The organism is Streptomyces sp. JB150, from assembly GCF_011193355.1.
Classification (GTDB): domain Bacteria; phylum Actinomycetota; class Actinomycetes; order Streptomycetales; family Streptomycetaceae; genus Streptomyces.
Genome location: NZ_CP049780.1, coordinates 3,841,330 through 3,860,683 on the forward strand (window position 1 = coordinate 3,841,330; position 19,354 = coordinate 3,860,683).

At 72.5% G+C, this 19,354-nt stretch carries 17 protein-coding genes; 8 read left to right on the plus strand and 9 right to left on the minus strand.

Translation table 11 applies throughout. The annotated features are described in order from the left end of the window. Positions 1-31 precede the first annotated feature (31 nt). A complete protein-coding gene (locus G7Z13_RS17965) occupies positions 32-1,678 on the minus strand; it encodes a protein kinase (RefSeq protein WP_166000560.1) in 1,647 nt (548 codons plus the stop codon). Positions 1,679-2,005: 327 nt separating this feature from the next. Here G7Z13_RS17965 and G7Z13_RS17970 point away from each other — a divergent pair, with 327 nt between their 5' ends. Further along, a complete protein-coding gene (locus G7Z13_RS17970) occupies positions 2,006-3,664 on the plus strand; it encodes a protein kinase (protein ID WP_166000562.1) in 1,659 nt (552 codons plus the stop codon). 90 nt (positions 3,665-3,754) lie between these two features. Here the strand turns inward: G7Z13_RS17970 and G7Z13_RS17975 are convergent, their stop codons facing one another. Further along, positions 3,755-4,771: a phosphotransferase gene (locus G7Z13_RS17975; RefSeq protein WP_206313091.1), complete on the minus strand. Its 1,017-nt coding sequence runs from the start codon at positions 4,769-4,771 to the stop codon at positions 3,755-3,757. A 678-nt stretch (positions 4,772-5,449) separates the two neighbouring features. Here G7Z13_RS17975 and pdhA point away from each other — a divergent pair. Genes pdhA through G7Z13_RS17990 form a run of 3 tightly spaced genes read left to right on the plus strand, consistent with a single transcriptional unit; the run spans position 5,450 to position 9,090 of the window. Then, positions 5,450-6,640, plus strand: a complete 1,191-nt coding sequence (pdhA, locus tag G7Z13_RS17980; protein ID WP_166000565.1) for a pyruvate dehydrogenase (acetyl-transferring) E1 component subunit alpha — start codon at positions 5,450-5,452, stop codon at positions 6,638-6,640. 1 nt (position 6,641) lies between these two features. Continuing rightward, positions 6,642-7,622 carry an alpha-ketoacid dehydrogenase subunit beta gene (locus tag G7Z13_RS17985; protein WP_166000567.1) on the plus strand — a complete coding sequence of 327 codons (981 nt, stop codon included), beginning with the start codon at positions 6,642-6,644 and terminating at the stop codon, positions 7,620-7,622. Between the two features lie 10 nt (positions 7,623-7,632). Further along, a complete protein-coding gene (locus G7Z13_RS17990; RefSeq protein WP_166000569.1) occupies positions 7,633-9,090 on the plus strand; it encodes a dihydrolipoamide acetyltransferase family protein in 1,458 nt (485 codons plus the stop codon). A 137-nt stretch (positions 9,091-9,227) separates the two neighbouring features. On the opposite strand, the gene G7Z13_RS17995 is transcribed toward G7Z13_RS17990, so the two are convergent. After that, complete coding sequence (locus G7Z13_RS17995) at positions 9,228-10,169, minus strand: serine hydrolase (protein WP_206313092.1); 942 nt, start codon at positions 10,167-10,169, stop codon at positions 9,228-9,230. Positions 10,170-10,353: 184 nt separating this feature from the next. Between G7Z13_RS17995 and G7Z13_RS18000 the strand changes: the two genes are divergently transcribed. Both G7Z13_RS18000 and G7Z13_RS18005 read left to right on the plus strand, forming a co-directional pair. Beyond that, positions 10,354-11,007, plus strand: a complete 654-nt coding sequence (locus G7Z13_RS18000) for a GntR family transcriptional regulator (protein ID WP_166000573.1) — start codon at positions 10,354-10,356, stop codon at positions 11,005-11,007. Continuing rightward, on the plus strand, positions 11,004-12,305 hold the full coding sequence (locus tag G7Z13_RS18005) for an MFS transporter (protein ID WP_166000574.1): 1,302 nt from the start codon (positions 11,004-11,006) through the stop codon (positions 12,303-12,305). Before G7Z13_RS18000 ends, G7Z13_RS18005 begins: the two co-directional genes overlap by 4 nt. Before the next feature lie 181 nt (positions 12,306-12,486). On the opposite strand, the gene G7Z13_RS18010 is transcribed toward G7Z13_RS18005, so the two are convergent. Continuing rightward, complete coding sequence (locus G7Z13_RS18010; RefSeq protein ID WP_240926506.1) at positions 12,487-13,224, minus strand: class I SAM-dependent methyltransferase; 738 nt, start codon at positions 13,222-13,224, stop codon at positions 12,487-12,489. 131 nt (positions 13,225-13,355) lie between these two features. Then, positions 13,356-14,180, minus strand: coding sequence for a maleylpyruvate isomerase family mycothiol-dependent enzyme (locus tag G7Z13_RS18015; protein ID WP_166000578.1), 825 nt, complete (start codon positions 14,178-14,180; stop codon positions 13,356-13,358). A 205-nt stretch (positions 14,181-14,385) separates the two neighbouring features. Between G7Z13_RS18015 and G7Z13_RS18020 the strand changes: the two genes are divergently transcribed. Further along, entirely contained in the window at positions 14,386-15,180 is a 795-nt protein-coding gene (locus tag G7Z13_RS18020) for a carbon-nitrogen family hydrolase (protein WP_166000580.1), read from the plus strand. 101 nt (positions 15,181-15,281) lie between these two features. Here G7Z13_RS18020 and G7Z13_RS18025 read toward each other — a convergent pair whose 3' ends face one another. After that, complete coding sequence (locus tag G7Z13_RS18025; RefSeq protein WP_166000582.1) at positions 15,282-15,776, minus strand: LURP-one-related family protein; 495 nt, start codon at positions 15,774-15,776, stop codon at positions 15,282-15,284. After that, the gene (locus G7Z13_RS18030) at positions 15,773-16,789 is read right to left on the minus strand and encodes a helix-turn-helix domain-containing protein (RefSeq protein ID WP_166000584.1); all 1,017 of its coding nucleotides are present in this window, start codon (positions 16,787-16,789) and stop codon (positions 15,773-15,775) included. The genes G7Z13_RS18025 and G7Z13_RS18030 overlap by 4 nt, the downstream gene beginning before the upstream one ends. A 52-nt stretch (positions 16,790-16,841) precedes the next feature. On the opposite strand from G7Z13_RS18030, the gene G7Z13_RS18035 reads away from it, so the two are divergent. Further along, a complete protein-coding gene (locus G7Z13_RS18035; protein WP_166000586.1) occupies positions 16,842-17,246 on the plus strand; it encodes a cupin domain-containing protein in 405 nt (134 codons plus the stop codon). Positions 17,247-17,300: 54 nt separating this feature from the next. Here G7Z13_RS18035 and G7Z13_RS18040 read toward each other — a convergent pair whose 3' ends face one another. Next, on the minus strand, positions 17,301-17,558 hold the full coding sequence (locus G7Z13_RS18040) for a DUF6458 family protein (RefSeq protein WP_166000587.1): 258 nt from the start codon (positions 17,556-17,558) through the stop codon (positions 17,301-17,303). Between the two features lie 105 nt (positions 17,559-17,663). Next, positions 17,664-18,995 carry a M18 family aminopeptidase gene (locus tag G7Z13_RS18045; RefSeq protein WP_166000589.1) on the minus strand — a complete coding sequence of 444 codons (1,332 nt, stop codon included), beginning with the start codon at positions 18,993-18,995 and terminating at the stop codon, positions 17,664-17,666. Positions 18,996-19,354 lie beyond the last annotated feature (359 nt).

Consider the following 19,354-nt stretch of genomic DNA (forward strand, 5'->3'; position numbering starts at 1 on the left):
CGCCGGGCCCTTCCGCATGTCTCGCGCTCCGTCAGGCCGCCGCGGGGTTGCCCGTCGAGACGTACAGCTGGATCTCTATCTTCCCGGTGGGATCGACGTCTGTGCCCGCGGCGGGGAACTGGCTCATGACCGTGCCGTCGCCGTAGGTGTTCTCGTCCTGGTGCACGATCTTCTTCTGCCAGCCCGCGGCCTTCAGGCACTCCTGGACCGACTTGATGTTCTTGAACTGGAAGTCTGGGATCTTGATCTTCTCGGGATCGTTGAGCGATTCCTCGGGCTCGGTGCACTCCGTGCTGTCGATCGTCCGGGAGGTGTCCGGCCCCCGGTACCCCGGCTTCTTCGTCGTCGTGGCCGTCGGGGACGTGTCGCCGCCCTTGCTCTGGGGGTCGTCGCCGCCGTTGTTCAGGGTCAGTGCGGCGATCAGGCCGCCGACCGCGAGGACCGCGACGATCGCGGAGCCGATGATCACCGGCTTGTTGCTCCGGCCGCCGCCCGGGCCCGGCGAGGCGGCGGACGGCTGCGGGGAGATGGTGTACGGCGCCGGGGTCGACGGCGCCTGCCCGCCCCCGTACGGGGACGGCGTCGGGTATCCGCCGCCCTGCTGCGGATAGCCGTACGACGGCTGGGGCGCCGGCGTCGGCGTGCCGTACGGGTTCGGGGACGGCGTCGGCTGGTACGGGGTCTGGACGCCGCTCACGGGCGCCGGGGCGGCCTGGTCGACCGGCGGGAACACCGCGGAGCCCACGCCCGCGCCGCTCTGCGTCGGCGTGCCCGGCACGATGCTCGGCGGGGCCGCCTGGAAGGACGCCGCCACCCGCAGGCACTCGTCCCGCATGGCCACGGCCGTCGGGAAGCGCTCGTTCGGATTCTTCTTCAGCGCGCGGGCGATCAGCGCGTCCACGGCCGGCGGCAGCGAGCGGTTGATGGAGGACGCGGCGACCGGCTCCTCCTGCACGTGCGCGTACGCGATCGCCAGCGGCGAGTCCGCGTCGAACGGCAGCCGCCCGGTGACGAGCTGGAAGAGCATGATGCCGACCGAGTACAGGTCGGAGCGGGCGTCGACACCGCGGCCGAGGGCCTGTTCCGGGGACAGGTACTGCGGGGTGCCGACGACCATGCCGGTCTGCGTCATCGAGGTCACGCCGGACTGCATGGCCCGCGCGATGCCGAAGTCCATCACCTTGACGACGTTGCGCTTCGTCACCATGACGTTGCCCGGCTTGATGTCGCGGTGGACCAGGCCCATCTCGTGGCTGATCTCCAGGGCCGCGAGCACGTCCGCGGTGACCTTGAGCGCCTTGTCGGCGGGCATCGCGCCGAACTGGCGGATGTCCTCCTCCAGTACGGACCCCAGCGGGCGGCCCTCGACGTACTCCATGACGATGTACGGCGTCGTCATGCCGTCCACGTCGTCCTCGCCGGTGTCGAACACCGAGACGATGTTGGTGTGCGTGAGCTTCGCCACCGCCTGCGCCTCGCGGCGGAACCGCTCGCGGAACGCCTGCTCGCGGCCCAGTTCGGTGTGCAGCGTCTTGATCGCGACCTGCCGGTCGAGCACGCTGTCGTAGGCGAGGTGGACGGAGGCCATGCCGCCCTGGCCCAGCAGATCACGCAGCTGGTAGCGGCCGCCGGCGAGCGAGCGCCCCGCGTACCGGCCCTGTGCGCCGTCCTGGCTCATGATCCGTATCCCCCGCTGTAGGCCTTCAGGCGCCGTTGATCGACAGTGCTATTCCCGGCCAAGTCTGCCCCAGGGCACTGACACGTCAAGCTCGGTGCCCGTTCCGTGACCGTACGCGAAAGAAGCGTCGCGGAAGCGTTACAGCGGTCGTACGGGCGGTACACAGGATTTGCACGACCGCGCGGACGCACGGTTTCATGGCCGGTCCGTCTCGTGCCGGTCGTGGCGCCCGTCCCGGACCGGCGGCTTGCGCGAAGGCTGTAGCGTGGCCGACGGAGACCGTAACAACACCGCGCGCACCGCGGGCAGAAACGACGGCGAGGACTGATGGCACAGCAGCAGCGCGCTCAGGGCCCGTCCGACCCCGAGGCGACTGGCGGCGGGATGTCAGATGCGCCGGAACTGTGGGGTAATGGCGGACTGGTCGGGGACGGCCGATATCGGCTGACCCACCGGCTCGGCCGGGGCGGCATGGCCGAGGTGTTCGCGGCCGAGGACGTACGTCTCGGCCGCACCGTGGCGGTGAAGCTGCTGCGGGCCGACCTCGCCGAGGACCCGGTCTCCAAGGCCCGCTTCACGCGCGAGGCGCAGTCCGTGGCCGGCCTCAACCACCACGCGATCGTCGCCGTGTACGACTCCGGCGAGGACGTCGTGGGCGGCCAGTCCGTGCCGTACATCGTGATGGAGCTGGTCGAGGGCCGCACCATCCGCGATCTGCTGCACAACGCCGAGGCGCCCGGCCCCGAGCAGGCGCTGATCATCGTCTCGGGCGTCCTGGAGGCGCTGGCCTACTCGCACCAGCACGGCATCGTGCACCGCGACATCAAGCCCGCGAACGTCATCATCACGCACAACGGCGCCGTGAAGGTGATGGACTTCGGCATCGCGCGCGCCCTGCACGGGGCGTCGACGACGATGACGCAGACCGGCATGGTCATGGGTACCCCGCAGTACCTCTCCCCGGAGCAGGCGCTCGGCAAGGCCGTCGACCACCGCTCCGACCTGTACGCGACCGGCTGTCTGCTCTACGAACTGCTCGCGCTGCGCCCGCCGTTCGTCGGCGAGACCCCGCTGTCGGTGGTCTACCAGCACGTCCAGGACATCCCGACGCCGCCCTCCGAGGTCTCCGACGGCGCCCCGCCGGAGCTGGACGGCCTCGTCATGCGCTCGCTCGCCAAGGAGCCCGACGACCGCTTCCAGACCGCCGAGGAGATGCGCGGTCTGGTGCAGTACGCCCTCCAGATGCTGTACGAGCAGGGCGGCCACACGGGCACCTGGAACACCGGCCCGGTCGAGACCCACGACGGGCGGCACACCCCGGCGGCGGGCATGGCCGGTACGGCCGTGCTGCCGCACCCCGTGGACGCCTCCGGCACCACCCAGATCCCGCAGCAGATCCTGCCGAACTACGGCGGCGGCCGGGACGACGGCGGCTTCGAGGGGCACGGCAACCAGGGCAGCGGGCGCGGCAAGCTGTGGATCCTGGCCGTCCTCGCGGTGATCGCCGTGGTGGCGGGTGTCGCGCTGGCCCTCAACAACGACGAGACGAAGGAGCCCGGCACCGGCAACTCGCCGAAGCCGACGGTCACCAAGAGCACCGGCGACAAGACGCCGGAGGAGACGCCGAGCGACGACGCGTCGCAGGATTCCCCGGACCCCTCCACCGGGGACGACTCGGGCAGCGGAGGCGGCGGCTGGGGCGGCTACAACCCGACGCCGACCCCGTCGTACAGCCCCTCCCAGTCCTTCACCGACGACCCGACGGCCCCGCCGACGAACACCGCGCCGACCGGCACCGGCGGCACGGACACCGGCGGCACGGACACCGGCGGGACCGAGAACGGCGGGACCGAGAACGGTGGCACGGACACCGGCGGCACGGAGAACGGCGGGACCGAGAACGGCGGCACGAACACCGGGGGCACGGAGAACGGCGGTACGGACGCGGGCGTGATCGGGGGCGCCGACGGGGGCGGCGGCGTCTGAGCCGCGGGCCGCAAGCCGCCGGCCGTGAGCCGGCGGCGGCCCCGCGCGGACGTCGCTCCACGAGCCGTCCGGAGTGACCCGCGCGGCACGTCACTCCACGAACGCCCCGCACACCGCGTCGTACTCCCGCGTCCACCACACCGCCAGGGCCGAGGCGGCCGGGAACTGGGGGTCCGCGCGGGTGTCGCCGCGCTCGTAGTGCCAGCGCAGCATCCAGAAGTCGTTGAGGCGCTCCCACCACACCCGGTGCACGGCCGCCGCCAGCTCCGAGGGGGTGGCCTGGGCGGCGCGCCGGTACGCGCGCGCGTACGCCCGCACCTTCGGCAGGTGCAGGGTCCCGGCGGGCTGCACGAAGAAGATCGCGGCGGCGCGTACGGCCTCCTCCGCGCGGGGCTGGACGCCCAGCCGGTCCCAGTCGACGATCGCGGCCGGGGCGTCGCCCCGGTAGAGCACGTTGAACGGGTGGAAGTCCCCGTGCACCCAGCCCACCGAGCCACCGCGCGGGGGCCGGCGGTCCGCGTGCCGCTCCAGCAGCGCGCGCCGCTCCAGGAGCCGGTGGCGGGCGAGTTCGTCGAAGGAGTCGGCTGGCCGGTGCCGGCGCACGCGCGCGAGGAGGTCGTCGATCAGGTCGAAGGTGTCGGCGGGGTCGGCGCTCTCCACCGGGTGCGGGTGCTTCGCCGGGGGCGTGCGCCCCTTGGGCGGCATCACGCGCTCCAGGCCGGCGTGCACGGCCCCCAGCAGCGCCCCCAGCCGGGCGCACTGGCCGGTGGTGAGCTGGCCACCGTGCCGGTGCCGGCCGTCGATCCAGGGGTGCAGGGCGTACGCGTGCCCGCCGACGACCGCGACCGTGCGCCCGTCCCGCCCGGCCAGCGGCGGGGCGACGGGCACCCCCAGGTCGGCCAGCCGCTGGGTGGCGCGGTGCCGGCGCTCGATGGCCGCGGGGTCGGCGGTGTCGGGGTCGAAGTGGTGCTTGAGGAAGTAGCGGCCGCGCGTGGTGCACAGCCGGTAGCCGCGGTTCAGCAGCCCCTGGTCGACCGGCACACAGGTGAGGGCGGATCCCGCGCCGTACTGGCGGAGCAGCGCGCTCAACGGGGGCGCGTGGGTCACAGGGGGTGGTACACAGGGGCGCGGCACGCGCCAGATGCTAGGGCACCCGACGGGGCCCATGAGCTGGGCGTTGTCACAGGAAGTCGCCGACGATCGCTTTCGGTCAAGACTCGAATAAGGTGCGCAGGCCTTTACGCAGCCCTTTATGGGGACGCGGACGGACGCGGCCGCATTGAACCGCTCGGACCTCGTCCACCACTCGGTCCGGTGTTTTTTCCCGCCCGCGTCCGGGCCGCGTATGCCATGCCGGCGGCCGTCTCGATGTCGCCCTCGCCGGACAGCGGTTCGGGCGCCCCGCGACGGGCGCTTGCGTGATCGTCGCGCGGAAATACCCGGACTTGTCCGTCTTCGCGCACGCGATCAGTCTCACACAGAACTCTTCCCGTGACCTGGGTGGCCGGGATAACGTGCCCGTGTTCCGGCCCCCTGCAAGGCTGTGACCAGGGTTCCTTCCCGGCTTTTCGATTTACTTGGATTTCCAAGCAAAATCGCAGGTCAGGAGGGGTTTCACAGAAATGTGGAGCACTGGGTAACGTGATGGTTGCAGGGCGCTCGCCGGGGCACCTGTCACGCCTGTTCCCGGCCGAGTGGCACCCACCCCGTGCCCGGTGGTCGAAACAGGTGAGCCGCACTGGCCTTACCGGCGAACCCGGGGGCCGGACCGACGGAGGAGCACACGTGACCGTGGAGAGCACTGCCGCGCGCACACCGCGACGCAGCGCCAGTACGAAGAGCACGGCCGGCAAGCGCACGACGGCGAAGAAGGGCACCGGCGCCGCCCAGGGCACCGACCCCCAGCTCGTGCAGCTGCTGACGCCCGAAGGCAAGCGCGTCAAGAACGCCGAGTACGACACCTACGTCGCCGGCATCACCCCCGAGGAGCTGCGCGGGCTGTACCGCGACATGGTGCTCACCCGCCGCTTCGACGCGGAGGCGACCTCGCTGCAGCGCCAGGGCGAGCTGGGCCTGTGGGCCTCGCTGCTCGGCCAGGAGGCCGCCCAGATCGGCTCCGGCCGGGCCCTGCGCGACGACGACTACGTCTTCCCGACCTACCGCGAGCACGGCGTCGCCTGGTGCCGCGGGGTCGACCCGACCAACCTGCTCGGCATGTTCCGCGGCGTGAACAACGGCGGCTGGGACCCGAACGGCAACAACTTCCACCTGTACACGATCGTCATCGGCTCCCAGACGCTGCACGCCACCGGCTACGCCATGGGCGTCGCCAAGGACGGCGCGGACAGCGCGGTCATCGCCTACTTCGGCGACGGCGCCTCCAGCCAGGGCGACGTGGCCGAGTCCTTCACCTTCTCCGCGGTCTACAACGCCCCGGTCGTCTTCTTCTGCCAGAACAACCAGTGGGCCATCTCCGAGCCCACCGAGAAGCAGACCCGCGTCCCGCTCTACCAGCGCGCCCAGGGCTACGGCTTCCCCGGCGTCCGTGTCGACGGCAACGACGTGCTGGCCTGCCTCGCGGTGACGAAGTGGGCCCTGGAGCGGGCCCGCGCCGGCGAGGGCCCCACTCTCGTCGAGGCGTACACCTACCGGATGGGCGCCCACACCACCTCCGACGACCCCACCCGCTACCGGGGCGACGAGGAGCGCCTGGCCTGGGAGGCCAAGGACCCGATCCTGCGCCTTCGCCGCTATCTGGAGGCCTCAAACCACGCGGACGAGGGATTCTTCGCGGAACTGGAGGCCGAGAGCGAGGCGTTGGGCAGACGAGTGCGCGAGGCGGTCCGCGCCATGCCGGACCCGGACCACTTCGCCATCTTCGAGAACGTGTACGCGGACGGGCACGCGCTCGTCGACGAGGAGCGAGCCCAGTTCGCCGCCTACCAGGCGTCGTTCGCGGACGCTGAGGGGGTCTGACATGGCAGCGGAGAAGATGGCCCTGGCCAAGGCGATCAACGAGTCGCTGCGCCGCGCCCTGGAGTCCGACCCCAAGGTCCTGATCATGGGCGAGGACGTCGGCAAGCTCGGCGGCGTCTTCCGGGTCACCGACGGCCTGCAGAAGGACTTCGGCGAGAGCCGCGTCATCGACACCCCCCTCGCCGAGTCCGGCATCGTCGGCACGGCGATCGGCCTGGCCCTGCGCGGATACCGGCCGGTGGTGGAGATCCAGTTCGACGGCTTCGTCTTCCCGGCGTACGACCAGATCGTCACGCAGCTCGCGAAGATGCACGCCCGCTCGCTGGGCAAGGTCAAGCTGCCCGTCGTCGTGCGCATCCCCTACGGCGGCGGCATCGGCGCGGTCGAGCACCACTCCGAGTCCCCGGAGGCGCTGTTCGCCCACGTGGCCGGCCTGAAGATCGTCAGCCCCTCCAACGCGTCGGACGCGTACTGGATGATGCAGCAGGCCATCCAGAGCGACGACCCGGTGATCTTCTTCGAGCCCAAGCGGCGGTACTGGGACAAGGGCGAGGTCAACACCGAGGCCATCCCCGGCCCCCTGCACAGCGCCCGCGTGGTCCGCGAGGGCACCGACCTGACGCTGGCCGCGTACGGCCCGATGGTCAAGACCTGCCTGGAGGTGGCCGCCGCGGCCGCCGAGGAGGGCAAGTCCCTGGAAGTCCTCGACCTGCGCTCGGTCTCCCCGCTGGACTTCGACGCCATCCAGGCGTCGGTGGAGAAGACCCGCCGTCTGGTCGTCGTCCACGAGGCGCCGGTGTTCTTCGGCTCCGGCGCGGAGATCGCCGCCCGGATCACCGAGCGGTGCTTCTACCACCTGGAGGCCCCCGTGCTCCGGGTCGGCGGCTACCACGCGCCGTACCCGCCCGCGCGGCTGGAGGAGGAGTACCTGCCGGGCCTGGACCGGGTGCTCGACGCCGTCGACCGTGCCCTGGCGTACTGAGGAGAGGGTCGTGACGACGATGACGGAAGCGTCCGTACGCGAGTTCAAGATGCCGGACGTGGGCGAGGGCCTCACCGAGGCGGAGATCCTCAAGTGGTACGTCCAGCCGGGTGACACGGTCACCGACGGCCAGATCGTGTGCGAGGTGGAGACGGCCAAGGCCGCCGTCGAGCTGCCCATCCCGTACGACGGGGTGGTCCGCGCGCTGCACTTCCCCGAGGGCACCACGGTCGACGTGGGCACGTCGATCATCGCGGTCGAGGTCGCGGGCGCCGCCCCGGCGGCCCCGGAGCCCCAGCCGGCCCCCGCGCCCCAGGCGCCGGTCCCCCAGGCGGAGGAGCCGCAGCCGGAGGGCCGCCAGCCGGTCCTGGTCGGGTACGGCGTGGCGGCCACGTCGATCAAGCGCCGCCCCCGCAAGGGCCCCGAGGTGCCGGTCGCGCAGGCGTCCGCGCCGCAGGCCTCGACGGTGATCCAGGCCGAGCTGAACGGCCACGGCCCGGCACCCGCGGCGGACAGACCGCGTCCCCTGGCCAAGCCCCCGGTCCGCAAGCTGGCCAAGGACCTGGGCGTGGACCTGGCGACGGTCACCCCGACCGGCCCGGACGGCATCATCACGCGCGACGACGTCCACGCGGCGGCGGCCACGACACGGCCGGCCCCGCAGCAGGCCCCGGCCCAGGCCCCCGCTCCCGCCCAGGAGGCGGCCACCCCGGCCGCTCCGGCCGGCGCGGCGGCCCCGGTCACCCCCGCCGCCGCCCACGACGCGGCGCGCGAGACCCGTATCCCGGTCAAGGGCGTCCGCAAGGCGACGGCCGCGGCGATGGTCGGCTCGGCGTTCACCGCGCCGCATGTCACGGAGTTCGTGACGGTCGACGTCACGCGCACCATGAAGCTGGTCGAGGAGCTGAAGCAGGACAAGGAGTTCACCGGCCTGCGGGTGAACCCGCTGCTGCTGATCGCCAAGGCCCTGCTCGTCGCGGTCCGGCGCAACCCGGACATCAACGCGTCCTGGGACGAGGCCGCCCAGGAGATCGTGGTCAAGCACTACGTGAACCTGGGCATCGCGGCGGCCACCCCGCGCGGCCTGATCGTGCCGAACATCAAGGACGCCCACGCCAAGACCCTGCCGGAGCTGGCCCAGTCGCTGGGCGAGCTGGTGAGCACGGCCCGTGAGGGCAGGACGTCGCCCGCGGCCATGCAGGGCGGCACCATCACCATCACCAACGTCGGCGTCTTCGGCGTCGACACCGGCACGCCCATCCTCAACCCCGGCGAGTCCGCGATCCTCGCGGTCGGCGCGATCAAGCCCCAGCCGTGGGTCCACAAGGGCAAGGTCAGGCCCCGCCAGGTCACCACCCTGGCCCTCTCCTTCGACCACCGCCTGGTCGACGGCGAACTGGGCTCGAAGGTGCTGGCCGACGTGGCGGCGATCCTGGAACAGCCGAAACGGCTGATCACCTGGGCGTGACACGGTCGATCGCCTGGGCGTGAGACGGCCGGACAGCCGGGTCCGAGAGCAGTCCGGCGGCCCCGGCCGCCGGTGAGGAAGACACAGGGCCCGCCGCGGGAGCGCGGCGGGCCCTGTGCTCGGTGCGGGTCGGTGCGTCAGTCGCGCTGGGCGCCCTGCGGGAGGGTGCGCAGCTGCATCGTGCCGGCCGAGCTGGCGCCGAAGGCGTAGTCCATCAGCTTGGCGGCGTCGGTGAAGCGGTTGGTGTCGTTGAGGAGCACCCCGACGACGGACTTGCCGTTGCGCGTCCCGGCGAAGACCAGGCACGGCCCGGCCGGGGTGTTGGTCCCGGTCTTCACACCGGTCGCGCCGCTGTAGGAGCCCAGCAGCTTGTTGGTGTTGTACCAGGTGTAGGTGCGGGTGCCGCCGCTGCTCGTCGTCGCGTACTGCACCGTCTTCTGCTTCTTCACGATGCCCGCGAAGGTGGAGTACTTCATCGCGCTGCGGGTCAGCTTCGCGAGGTCGCGCGGCGTCGTGTAGTTGGTGTTCTGCGTGGAGTTGCCGTCGAACGAGTCGAAGTGAGTGTTCGTCAGGCCCAGGTCCTTGGCCTTGGTGTTCATCTTGCTGATGAACGACTTGGTGCGCGCCGAGACGGACGTGCCGCTGCCGAAGGTGTCCGCGAGCGCCATCGCGGCGTCACAGCCGGACGGCAGCATCAGCGCGTGCAGCAGCTGGCGGACGGTCACCTTGTCGCCGGTCTTCAGGTCGGCGGTGCTCGCGCCCTTGGCGGCGACGTAGTCCCGGTACGCCTGCTTGACGGTGATCTTGCGGTCCAGGTTCAGGTTCGGCGTGCTCAGCACCACCCGAGCCGTCATGATCTTGGTGGTGCTGGCCATGGGCCGCTTGGTGTCGGCGTACTTGCTGTAGAGCGTGGAGCCCGTCGCGCTGTTGAGCATGAAGGCGCCCTTGGCGGAGACGGAAGGCGCGGTGGCGGCCTGCGCGGGCGCCGCGGTGAGGGCTCCGGTCGCGAACACGGCGCCGGCGGTGAACGTCACGGCGACGGCCTTGCGGAGACGAATGCCCTTGATGCCGGTTGTCAACTGATGTACCCCGAATACGTCTGAATGCCCCTGGTGCGCGGCCGAGTTGGTGACTGAGGGGCAGGGGAGGCCGCATGGGTGTGACGCGCGAGGGGCGGCGAGGGTTGTACGCGATCGGCAAATTCGCCCGTCCGTATGGTGGACGGCTCCGCTCATGCGTACGTGTTGTATCTATCCTGTCGGCATGACCCTGGCCGCCGTGAAGCAACCGCCTGCCGCCGACCGCGTCTACACCCACGTCAAACAGGGCGTCCTGGACCGCAGCTACGAAGGCGGGACGCTGCTCACCGAAGGCGAGCTGGCCGAGGCCGTCGGGGTCTCGCGCACCCCGGTGCGCGAGGCGCTGCTGCGGCTGGAGGCCGAGGGCCTCATCAAGCTCTACCCGAAGAAGGGCGCCCTCGTCCTGCCGGTCTCCGCGCAGGAGATCGCCGACGTCGTCGAGACCCGCCTGCTGGTCGAGGAACACGCCGCCCGCAAGGCCGTCCCCGCCCCGCCCGCGCTGATCGCGCGCCTGGAGCGGCTGCTCGCCCAGCAGCAGGAGCAGGCCGCCGCCGGGGACCTGGCCGCCGTCGCGGTCACCGACCGCTGTTTCCACGCCGAGATCGTCCGCAGCGGCGGCAACGACATCCTCTCCCGCCTCTACGACCAGCTCCGCGACCGCCAGCTGCGGATGGGCGTCGCCGTGATGCACTCCCACCCCGACCGCATCGCCAAGAACCTCGACGAGCACGAGGAGATCCTGGACGCGCTGCGCTCCGGCGACGCCGAGGCCGCCGTCGCGGTCGTCCACCGGCACGTCGGCTGGTTCTCGCACCTGGCGCGGGGGGAGGTCCGGTGAGCGCGCCCCCGATATCCCTGCCGGGCGATCCGCCGGGCGGGCGGCGCGCGGTCGCCGTCTGGTCGATCGGCGTCGCCGTCTACTTCGTCGCCGTCATCTTCCGCACCTCGCTGGGCGTGGCCGGTCTCGACGCCGCCGACCGCTTCCATGTGAACGCCTCGGCGCTGTCCACGTTCTCCATCCTCCAGCTGCTGGTCTACGCCGGGATGCAGATCCCCGTGGGCCTGCTGGTCGACCGGCTCGGCACGAAGAAGGTGCTGGCCATCGGCGTCGTGCTGTTCACGGCCGGACAGCTCGGCTTCGCCTTCTCCCCCTCGTACGGCATGGCGCTCGCCTCGCGCGCCCTGCTCGGCTGCGGTGACGCGCTGACGTTCATCAGCGTGCTGCGGCTCGGCAACCGCTGGTTCCCGGCCCGGCGCGGACCGCTGATCGCGCAGCTCGCCGGGCTCGTCGGCATGGCGGGCAACCTGGTCTCCACGCTGGTCCTCGCCCGGCTGCTGCACGGCATCGGCTGGACGGCGGCGTTCGCGGGCAGCGCGCTCGCCGGAGTCGTCGTCCTCGTCCTGCTGCTGCTCTTCCTGAAGGACCACCCCGAGGGCCACGAGCCGGAGCCGGTCTCCCACCGGGGAGCGGCCTACGTCCGCCGGCAGATCGCCGCGTCGTGGCGGGAGCCGGGCACCCGGCTCGGACTGTGGGTGCACTTCACCACCCAGTTCCCGGCGATGGTGTTCCTGCTGCTGTGGGGGCTGCCCTTCCTCGTCGAGGCGCAGGGGCTGTCCCGCGCGGTGGCCGGTGAACTGCTGACCCTGGTCGTGCTGTCGAACATGGCGATCGGCCTGGTCTACGGCCAGATCGTCGCCCGGCACCACGGGGCGCGGCTGCCGCTGGCGCTCGGCACGGTCGGCGCCACCGCGGTGCTGTGGGCGACGACGCTGGCCTGGCCCGGCGAGCGGGCGCCGATGGGGCTGCTCGTGGTGTTGTGCGCGGTGCTCGGCGCCTGCGGGCCCGCCTCCATGATCGGCTTCGACTTCGCCCGCCCGGCGAATCCGCCGGAGCGTCAGGGCACGGCGTCCGGCATCACCAACATGGGCGGTTTCCTCGCCTCGATGACGACGCTGTTCGCGATCGGTGTGCTCCTGGACGCCACCGGTGACGACTACACCGTCGCCTTCTCCGCGGTCTTCGTCCTCCAGGCGCTCGGCATCAGCCAGATCCTGCGCCTGCGCGGCCGCGCGGCCCGCCGCGAACGGGAGCGGCTGGTGGCAAGCAGAGTGGAGACGGTGCACGTGCCCGCGTGAGACGGGGGCGGTGCCGTGTCCCGCGTAAGGCGGGGGCGGTGCAGGGCCTGCGTGAGCCGTCGGGTGGCGCTGTGCCCCGCGTGAGGCGGGTGCGTCGGCGTGGCAGCGATACGAGCGTGGCGGTGCCGGGCCCGAGGCGGTGAGGGACGAGCGTGGCGGTGCCGGGCCCGAGGCGGTGGTGTCAGCGGGCCACCGGGACGAGTGTGAGATACGCCAGTCCCAGCACTCCCCGGTAGTGCAGCCACTGGGCCCGGTGCCGGTCCACCCGTGCCCGGGTCTCGGCCGCCAGCGGATGCCGCGGGTGCCGGGCCAGCCACACCTCCACGTCCGCCTGGTAGCCCGACTCGAACTCCTCCCACTCCTCCAGGGACGCCGTCTCCACGTACTCCGGGCGGAAGCCCGCGTCGATCGCGAGGTCGACGAGGGCGCCCAGGTCCGGATGGTCGGCGACGGAGGCGCCCGGCCACATGCCGGACAGCTCGGCGGCGGTCGGCGTGCGCTGCCAGAACCCCTCCCCGAGCAGCACCCGCCCGTCGTCGGTGACCAGCTCCCGCAGGGCCCGCAGGGCGTGCGGCAGGTGCTCCGGCGGCTCCACGGCGGTCAGCGCCTGACTCGCGCCGACGCACAGCACCAGGTCGGCGGGCCCGCGCCGGGTGCCCACGGCCGACTCCTCGACCAGCGTCACCCGTCCGCCGAGCCCCCGGTCCCGTGCCGCGCGGCGCGCCCGCTCCAGATCGCCGGCGTCGACGTCGACGCCGGTGCCCGTGGCGCCCGGAACGGCCGAGAGGACCCGCAGCAGCAGTTCGGCCCAGCCGCAGCCCAGGTCGAGGACCGTGGCGGGGGAGTGCGCGGCCAGCCGCCGCACGAGCGTGGACGCGCGGGCCTCGGACAGCGGCCCGTGGAACGTCAGCCGGGTCAGGCGGGGCGGCCCCCCGACCGCGCCCCCGGCCTCGTTACCGACCGCGCCCCCGGCCTCGTCACCGACCCGGCTCCCGTCGTCGCCCCTGTCCCCGTCGCCGTCCCCGTCCCGCGAGCCCGCCCCGGCGGTGGTCACGGAGTCACCGTGAAATGGCGCAGGATCGCCGCGGCCAGATCCTGGTCGCCCTCCGTCTTCACCCGGTCCGCGACCGCCGCCGGCGTCACCCGGCCGCAGGCCAGGCGGACGTACGTCTCCCAGTCCAGGCTGAGCGACGCGGCCGGGCCCAGCGCGGGCGCCGTCTCCAGGGTGCCGCGGCCGTGGATGTCGACCCGCACCGTGCGCAGGAACTCCACCGGGCCGTTGACGTCGAAGACCACCGCTGAGCTGCGCGGCGCGTCGGCCCGCTCGGCGACCACGTGCGGCAGGGCGTCCAGCAGCACGTCACGGGCGACGTACGCGCCCGGCGAGTCCAGGTTGCCGGGGCGGCCGAGGGCGGTGCGCAGATCCTGCTCGTGCACCCACACGTCGAACGCGTGCCGGCGCATCGACTCCTCCAGCGTCAGCTCGGCGCCCAGCGGACCGCGCACCTTCGTGCCGGGGTCGCGGGACTCGTTGCGCAGCTGCCGGTTGCGGCGGATGACCGTGTACTCCAGCTCGGCGGTCATCTCCGGCGCCGTGTGGTGACGGCGGACGTCGACCTGCATCTCCATGTAGCGCTGGTGGTCGGTGGTGACGTGGAACAGGTCGCGCGGGAGGGTGTGGATGGGGCGCGGGTCGCCCAGCATCTCGCTGTCCAGGCCGATGACATGCGACACCACGTCGCGCACCGACCAGGCCGGGCACGGCGTACGCCGGTTCCAGTCGGCCTCCACCAAGTGCTGCACCAGCTCGGATATCGCTTCGATGGAGTGGGTCCAGGCGTCGGCGTAGGGCTGGAGGGTGGGATGCAGACTCACGGAACGGGGCCCCTCGGCGGTCGGTACACGGGCAGGTGGTGGCGGCTTTGCCAGTGGGAGGTGGCGGCTGTCGGCGGGTGTCTTGCACGCTAAGTTACGCTGCTGGAAGGCACCCCGGCAGGCCTTTCGTGTGACGATCGTAGGCCTGAGTGGACACCGGTGTGGACGCCCTTGTGGACGGCTCGATTGCCAGGACGGTGGTACTGTGCGCGCCTCTCTGATCCAGATCGCCGTAGACGAGGGCGAATCGGTCGACGCCCGCAGGCGCCGCGCCGCCTCCCTCGTCCGCGAACAGGCGGGCGCGGACCTCGTGGTCCTGCCGGAGCTGTGGACCACCGGCGCCTTCGCCTACGAGGAGTTCGGCCGCGAGGCCGAGCCGCTGGACGGCCCGACGTACGAGGCCATGGCCAAGGCGGCGAGCGACGCGGGTGTCTGGCTGCACGCCGGCTCCATCCCGGAGCGTGACCCGGACGGCCCCCTCTACAACACCTCCCTCGTCTTCTCGCCCGCCGGTGAACTGGCCGCCGCCTACCGCAAGATCCATCGCTTCGGCTTCGACAAGGGCGAGGCCGTGCTGATGGGCGCGGGGCGCGATCTGGTGACGGTCGCCCTCCCGGAGACGACCCTGGGTGTGGCCACCTGCTACGACCTCCGTTTTCCCGAACTCTTCCGCGGTCTGGTGGACGCCGGCGCCGAGACCTTCGTCGTCCCGGCGGGCTGGCCGGAACGCCGCCGCTCCCACTGGACGCTGCTCGCCCGGGCCAGGGCGGTGGAGAACCAGGCCTTCGTGCTCGCCTGTGGAACGGCCGGCACGCACGCCCGGGTTCCCCAGGCGGGTCACTCGATCGTGGTCGATCCCTGGGGTGAGGTGCTGGCCGAGGCGGGCCCCGGCGAGCAGGTCCTCTCGGTGGAGTTCGACCCGGGCCGGGTCGCGGTGACCCGGGATCAGTTCCCGGCGCTGAAGGACCGCGTGCTGGGCGTGGAGCCACCGCGCCACTGACCGGCCACCGCGCCACTGACCGGCCACCGCGCCGCCGACCGGCCACCGCACTGCCGCCCCGCCCCCGACCGGTGACACGCCCTCAGTCGCCCCAGTCGCCCTCAGTCCTCCTCCCCCTCCCGCTCCGCCAGGTGGATCACACACACCGCCACCGCGATCAGCAGCGCGTGGTCCGCGTCCTCGCGGACCACGTCGACGCCGTAGGTGTCGCGCAGGTGCAGCCAGCGGCGGGAGACGACGGCCAGCAGCTCACCGTCGTACTCGATGGCGAACTCGCGGTCGAGGATCTTGCCGCTGACGTCCAGTTCGGTGCCGTCGACCAGGGTGACGCGGTAGTGGTTGCGCAGCAGGGACAGCCGTTTGCGGCGGATGCTCGCCAGCGCCTCGCCGTCCCGCTCGATGAGCAGGGTGTCGCGCAGGGCGAGCATCTTCTCCCGGATGTCGATCAGCACCCGCCCGTCGGCGTCCTTCAGCTCGAAGGTGTCGCGCAGCCGCAGGGCCTTGCCGTCGACGAGGAACGCCTTCTCGCCGTGCTCGTCCTCGATCCAGTAGTCGTCGCCGAAGCCCAGCAGCCGGTCGCGTACGAGGTATCTCATGACACCAGCGCTTCCCCGGCGGCCGTGCCGAAACGCCGGCGATAGGCCGAGGGGCTGAGCCCGGTCTCCCGGCGCAGCCGCGCGCGCAGGTTGGCGGCGGTGCCCAGGCCGCTGCGCGCGGCCACCACGTCGAGCCGCTCCTCGCCCCGCTCGATCAGCCGGCAGGCCAGCGCCACCCGCTCCCCGGTCAGCCACGCCAGCGGGGTGGTGCCCAGCTGGGCGCGGAACCGGCGGTGCAGGGTCGCGGGGGAGACCGCCGCGCGGGCGGCGAGGTCGGCCACGGTCAGCGGTTCGGCCAGCCGCTCCTGCGCCCACGCCAGCAGCGGGCCCAGCGACTCGTCGCGTACGTCGGGCACCGGCCGCTCCACGAACTGCCGCTGCCCGCCGTCACGGTGGGCGGCGAACACCAGCCGGCGGGAGACGAGGTTGGCGATCTCGGCGCCGTGGTCCCGCCGGATCAGGTGCAGGCCCAGGTCGAGGGCGGCCGCGCTGCCGGCGGCGGTCAGGATGTCGCCCTCGTCGACGAACAGCACGTCGGGCTCCAGCAGGACCTGCGGGTGCAGGGTGCGGAAGGCCTCGGCCCACATCCAGTGGGTGGTGGCCCGCCGCCCGTCCAGCAGCCCGGCCTCGGCGAGCGCGAAGGTGCCGGTGCAGAAGCTGACGACGCGGGCGCCCCGCGCGTGCGTACGGCGGATGGCGTCCAGGACGGGCGCCACGCGCGGCACCACGTTGTCCGGCCGGCCGGGCACGACCAGCGTGTCGGCGTCATCCACCGCGTCGAGACCGGGCACGCCCGCCATGCGGAAGAAGCCGTGGTTCATCCGCACCTCGGGCGTGGGCGCGCAGAGCGTCACCTCGTACAGCGGCCCCGGAAGCCCCAGCTCGGGCCGGGGCAGGCCGAACAGCTCGGTCGCGACACCGACCTCGAAGGGATTGGTGCCCTCGTCGACGATCACGGCGACCCGGTGCGGACGGCCGGCCGACGGAGAGCGCTGAGAGGATCCTTGCGGCATACGCGATTCCTAGCACTCGTGGCCAGGCACCGCCACCGCGCACGATGACCGCATGGAACCCACACCGCTGACGGAACCCATCTCGCTGACCGCCGCGCTCGCGTCCTTCTCCGCGCGCTGGAGCCCTCGTATCGTCACGGCCGTCAACGACTACGACGTGCGCGTCGCCAAGGTCGAGGGCGAGCACGTCTGGCACGCCCACGACCACACCGACGAGTTCTTCCTCGTCCTCGACGGCGAACTCCACATCGGGCTGCGGGAACCGGCGGGCGAGCGCACGGTGGTGCTGCCGAAGGGCTCGGTCTTCACCGTCCCCCGCGGCGTCGAGCACAAGCCCTACGCGCCGGTCCCCACCCAGATCCTCCTCTTCGAGCCCACGGGCACCCTCACCGTCGGCGACCGCCACGACCCGGTGCCGGGCCACGTGGACGCGACGACGGGGCACGCGCTGTCGTGACGGCCGCGGGGCGTTCCCGGGGGACGCCCACACGCCGTCACACGCCGTACGCCGTCACACGCCGAATCCGTCGCTGTACCCGTCCCGCCGGTGATGGTGGTGGTGAGGCTCCTCGTCGACGACCGGGGCCGTGGGGGGCACCACCACCCGCCGGCGGCGGGCGATGCTGCTGAACGTCGACACGCCGATCAGCCCGACGATCATCAGGATGATCCCGACCAGGTCGAGGTTGACCCCCTGCATGTCCCAGTCGGTCGCGAAAGTGAGGATGGCTCCCACGGCGATGAGGATGATGCACCCGCCGAGGCCCATGAGTTGTCGCCTCCTGTCCGGTCCGGTGGTTTCCGGTGCTTCCGGTCGCTGACGGGTACCCAGGAGCGGCGCGGGCACGCCCTCTTGTGGCCGCGAAGGGCCGAACTAGCCTTCCAGGAAGGCGACCAACGCGTTGGCCAGCAGGTACGGGTCCTTCGCGCCGCACAGTTCGCGGACGCTGTGCATGGACAGGATGGCCACGCCGATGTCGACCGTGCGGATGCCGTGGCGGGCGGCGGTGATCGGGCCGATGGTGGTGCCGCACGGCATGGAGTTGTTGGAGACGAAGGACTGGAAGGGCACGCCCGCCTTCTCGCAGGCGGCGGCGAACACCGCGCGGCCCGAACCGTCCGTGGCGTAGCGGTTGTTGACGTTCACCTTGAGCAGGGGGCCGCCGTCGACCCGCGGGTGGTGCGTCGGGTCGTGCCGCTCCGCGTAGTTGGGGTGGACGGCGTGGCCGGTGTCCGAGGACAGGCAGACGGTGGCGGCGAAGGCGCGGGCGCGGTCCTCCGGCGAGCCGCCGCGCGCGTACACCGAGCGCTCCAGCACGTTGCCGAGCAGCGGGCCGTCGGCGCCGGTGTCCGACTGCGAGCCGTTCTCCTCGTGGTCGAAGGCGGCGAGCACCGGGATGTACGGCAGGGAGGCCGCGTCCGGCCGGGTTGCCACCGCGGCGAGCGCGGCCGCGCCCGCGTGCACCGACAGCAGGTTGTCCATGCGCGGGCCCGCCACCAGTTCCTGGTCGCGGCCGAGGTACGCCGGTGCCTCCACGGAGTGGGTCATCAGGTCCCAGCCGGTCACCTCGCCCGCGGGCAGCCCCGCCTCCTGCTCCAGGAACGCGATCAGGTCGCCGTCGCGGACGTCGTCGCCGAGGCCCCAGACGGGCTGCATGTGGCGCTGCTTGTCGAGTTTCAGGCCCTCCGCGGAGACCGCGCGGTCCAGGTGGATGGCCAGCTGGGGGACGCGCAGCAGGGGGCGGTCGACGTTGACCAGGCGGGTCGAGCCGTCGCGCAGGGTGAGCCGGCCGGCCAGGCCCAGGTCGCGGTCGAGCCAGGAGTTCATCAGCGGTCCGCCGTAGATCTCCACCGCGACCTGCCGCCAGCCGTGCCCGCCGGTGTCGGGCAGCGGCTTGACGCGCAGGTTGGGGGAGTCGGTGTGCGCGCCGACGATCCGGTACGGGGTGTGCGGCGCGGCGCCCTCGGGGACGTACCAGGCCACGATCGCGCCGCCGCGCAGGACGTACTTGCCGCCGCTCGTCCCGTCCCAGGCGTCCGTCTCCGCGACCTGCCGGAACCCTGCCTTCTCCAGCCGCTCGGCGGTGTTCGCCACGGCGTGGTACGGCGACGGGCTGGCCGCCAGGAAGGACATCAGGTCGTCGGTGTGGCCGCGGTCGAACGGGTGGGGGACGGCGGCGGGAGACGGGCGGGAGGGTTCGCTCATGGCAGCCACGATAAGGGTCGGCGGGGCGCGCTCCCCAGGGTTGCCGGGGATGTCCGGTGGTGGGGAGGTGTGGGGTACGTGAGGCCTTCGGCAAGGGGCCGGCACAGGGCGGGGAGAGGTACGGCGGCGGGCCGGCACAGGGCGCCGGACGGTGCGGCGACGGGTCGGTACGGGGCCGCGGGACGGCACGGCCGTGGAGGGCCGCGAGCACCGGGGACCGTATGGCGGCGAGGGCCGCGAGCCCCGAGAACGTACGGCGGCGGGCGGCGGGCGGCGACGGGCCCCGAAACGGTACGGCGGCGGGCGGCCCCGCGCCCGCGGGAACAGTACGGCGGCCCGCCCTCTCCTCACCGGAGAAG

Excerpts from the sequence above, each read along its gene's own strand:
- G7Z13_RS17965 (WP_166000560.1), bottom strand. The coding sequence starts at position 1,678 with ATGAGCCAGGACGGCGCACAGGGCCGGTACGCGGGGCGCTCGCTCGCC.
- G7Z13_RS17970 (WP_166000562.1), top strand. The coding sequence starts at position 2,006 with ATGGCACAGCAGCAGCGCGCTCAGGGCCCGTCCGACCCCGAGGCGACT.
- G7Z13_RS17985 (WP_166000567.1), top strand. The coding sequence starts at position 6,642 with ATGGCAGCGGAGAAGATGGCCCTGGCCAAGGCGATCAACGAGTCGCTG.
- G7Z13_RS18000 (WP_166000573.1), top strand. The coding sequence starts at position 10,354 with ATGACCCTGGCCGCCGTGAAGCAACCGCCTGCCGCCGACCGCGTCTAC.
- G7Z13_RS18025 (WP_166000582.1), bottom strand. The coding sequence starts at position 15,776 with ATGAGATACCTCGTACGCGACCGGCTGCTGGGCTTCGGCGACGACTAC.
- G7Z13_RS18030 (WP_166000584.1), bottom strand. The coding sequence starts at position 16,789 with ATGCCGCAAGGATCCTCTCAGCGCTCTCCGTCGGCCGGCCGTCCGCAC.
- G7Z13_RS18035 (WP_166000586.1), top strand. The coding sequence starts at position 16,842 with ATGGAACCCACACCGCTGACGGAACCCATCTCGCTGACCGCCGCGCTC.
- G7Z13_RS18040 (WP_166000587.1), bottom strand. The coding sequence starts at position 17,558 with ATGGGCCTCGGCGGGTGCATCATCCTCATCGCCGTGGGAGCCATCCTC.
- G7Z13_RS18045 (WP_166000589.1), bottom strand. The coding sequence starts at position 18,995 with ATGAGCGAACCCTCCCGCCCGTCTCCCGCCGCCGTCCCCCACCCGTTC.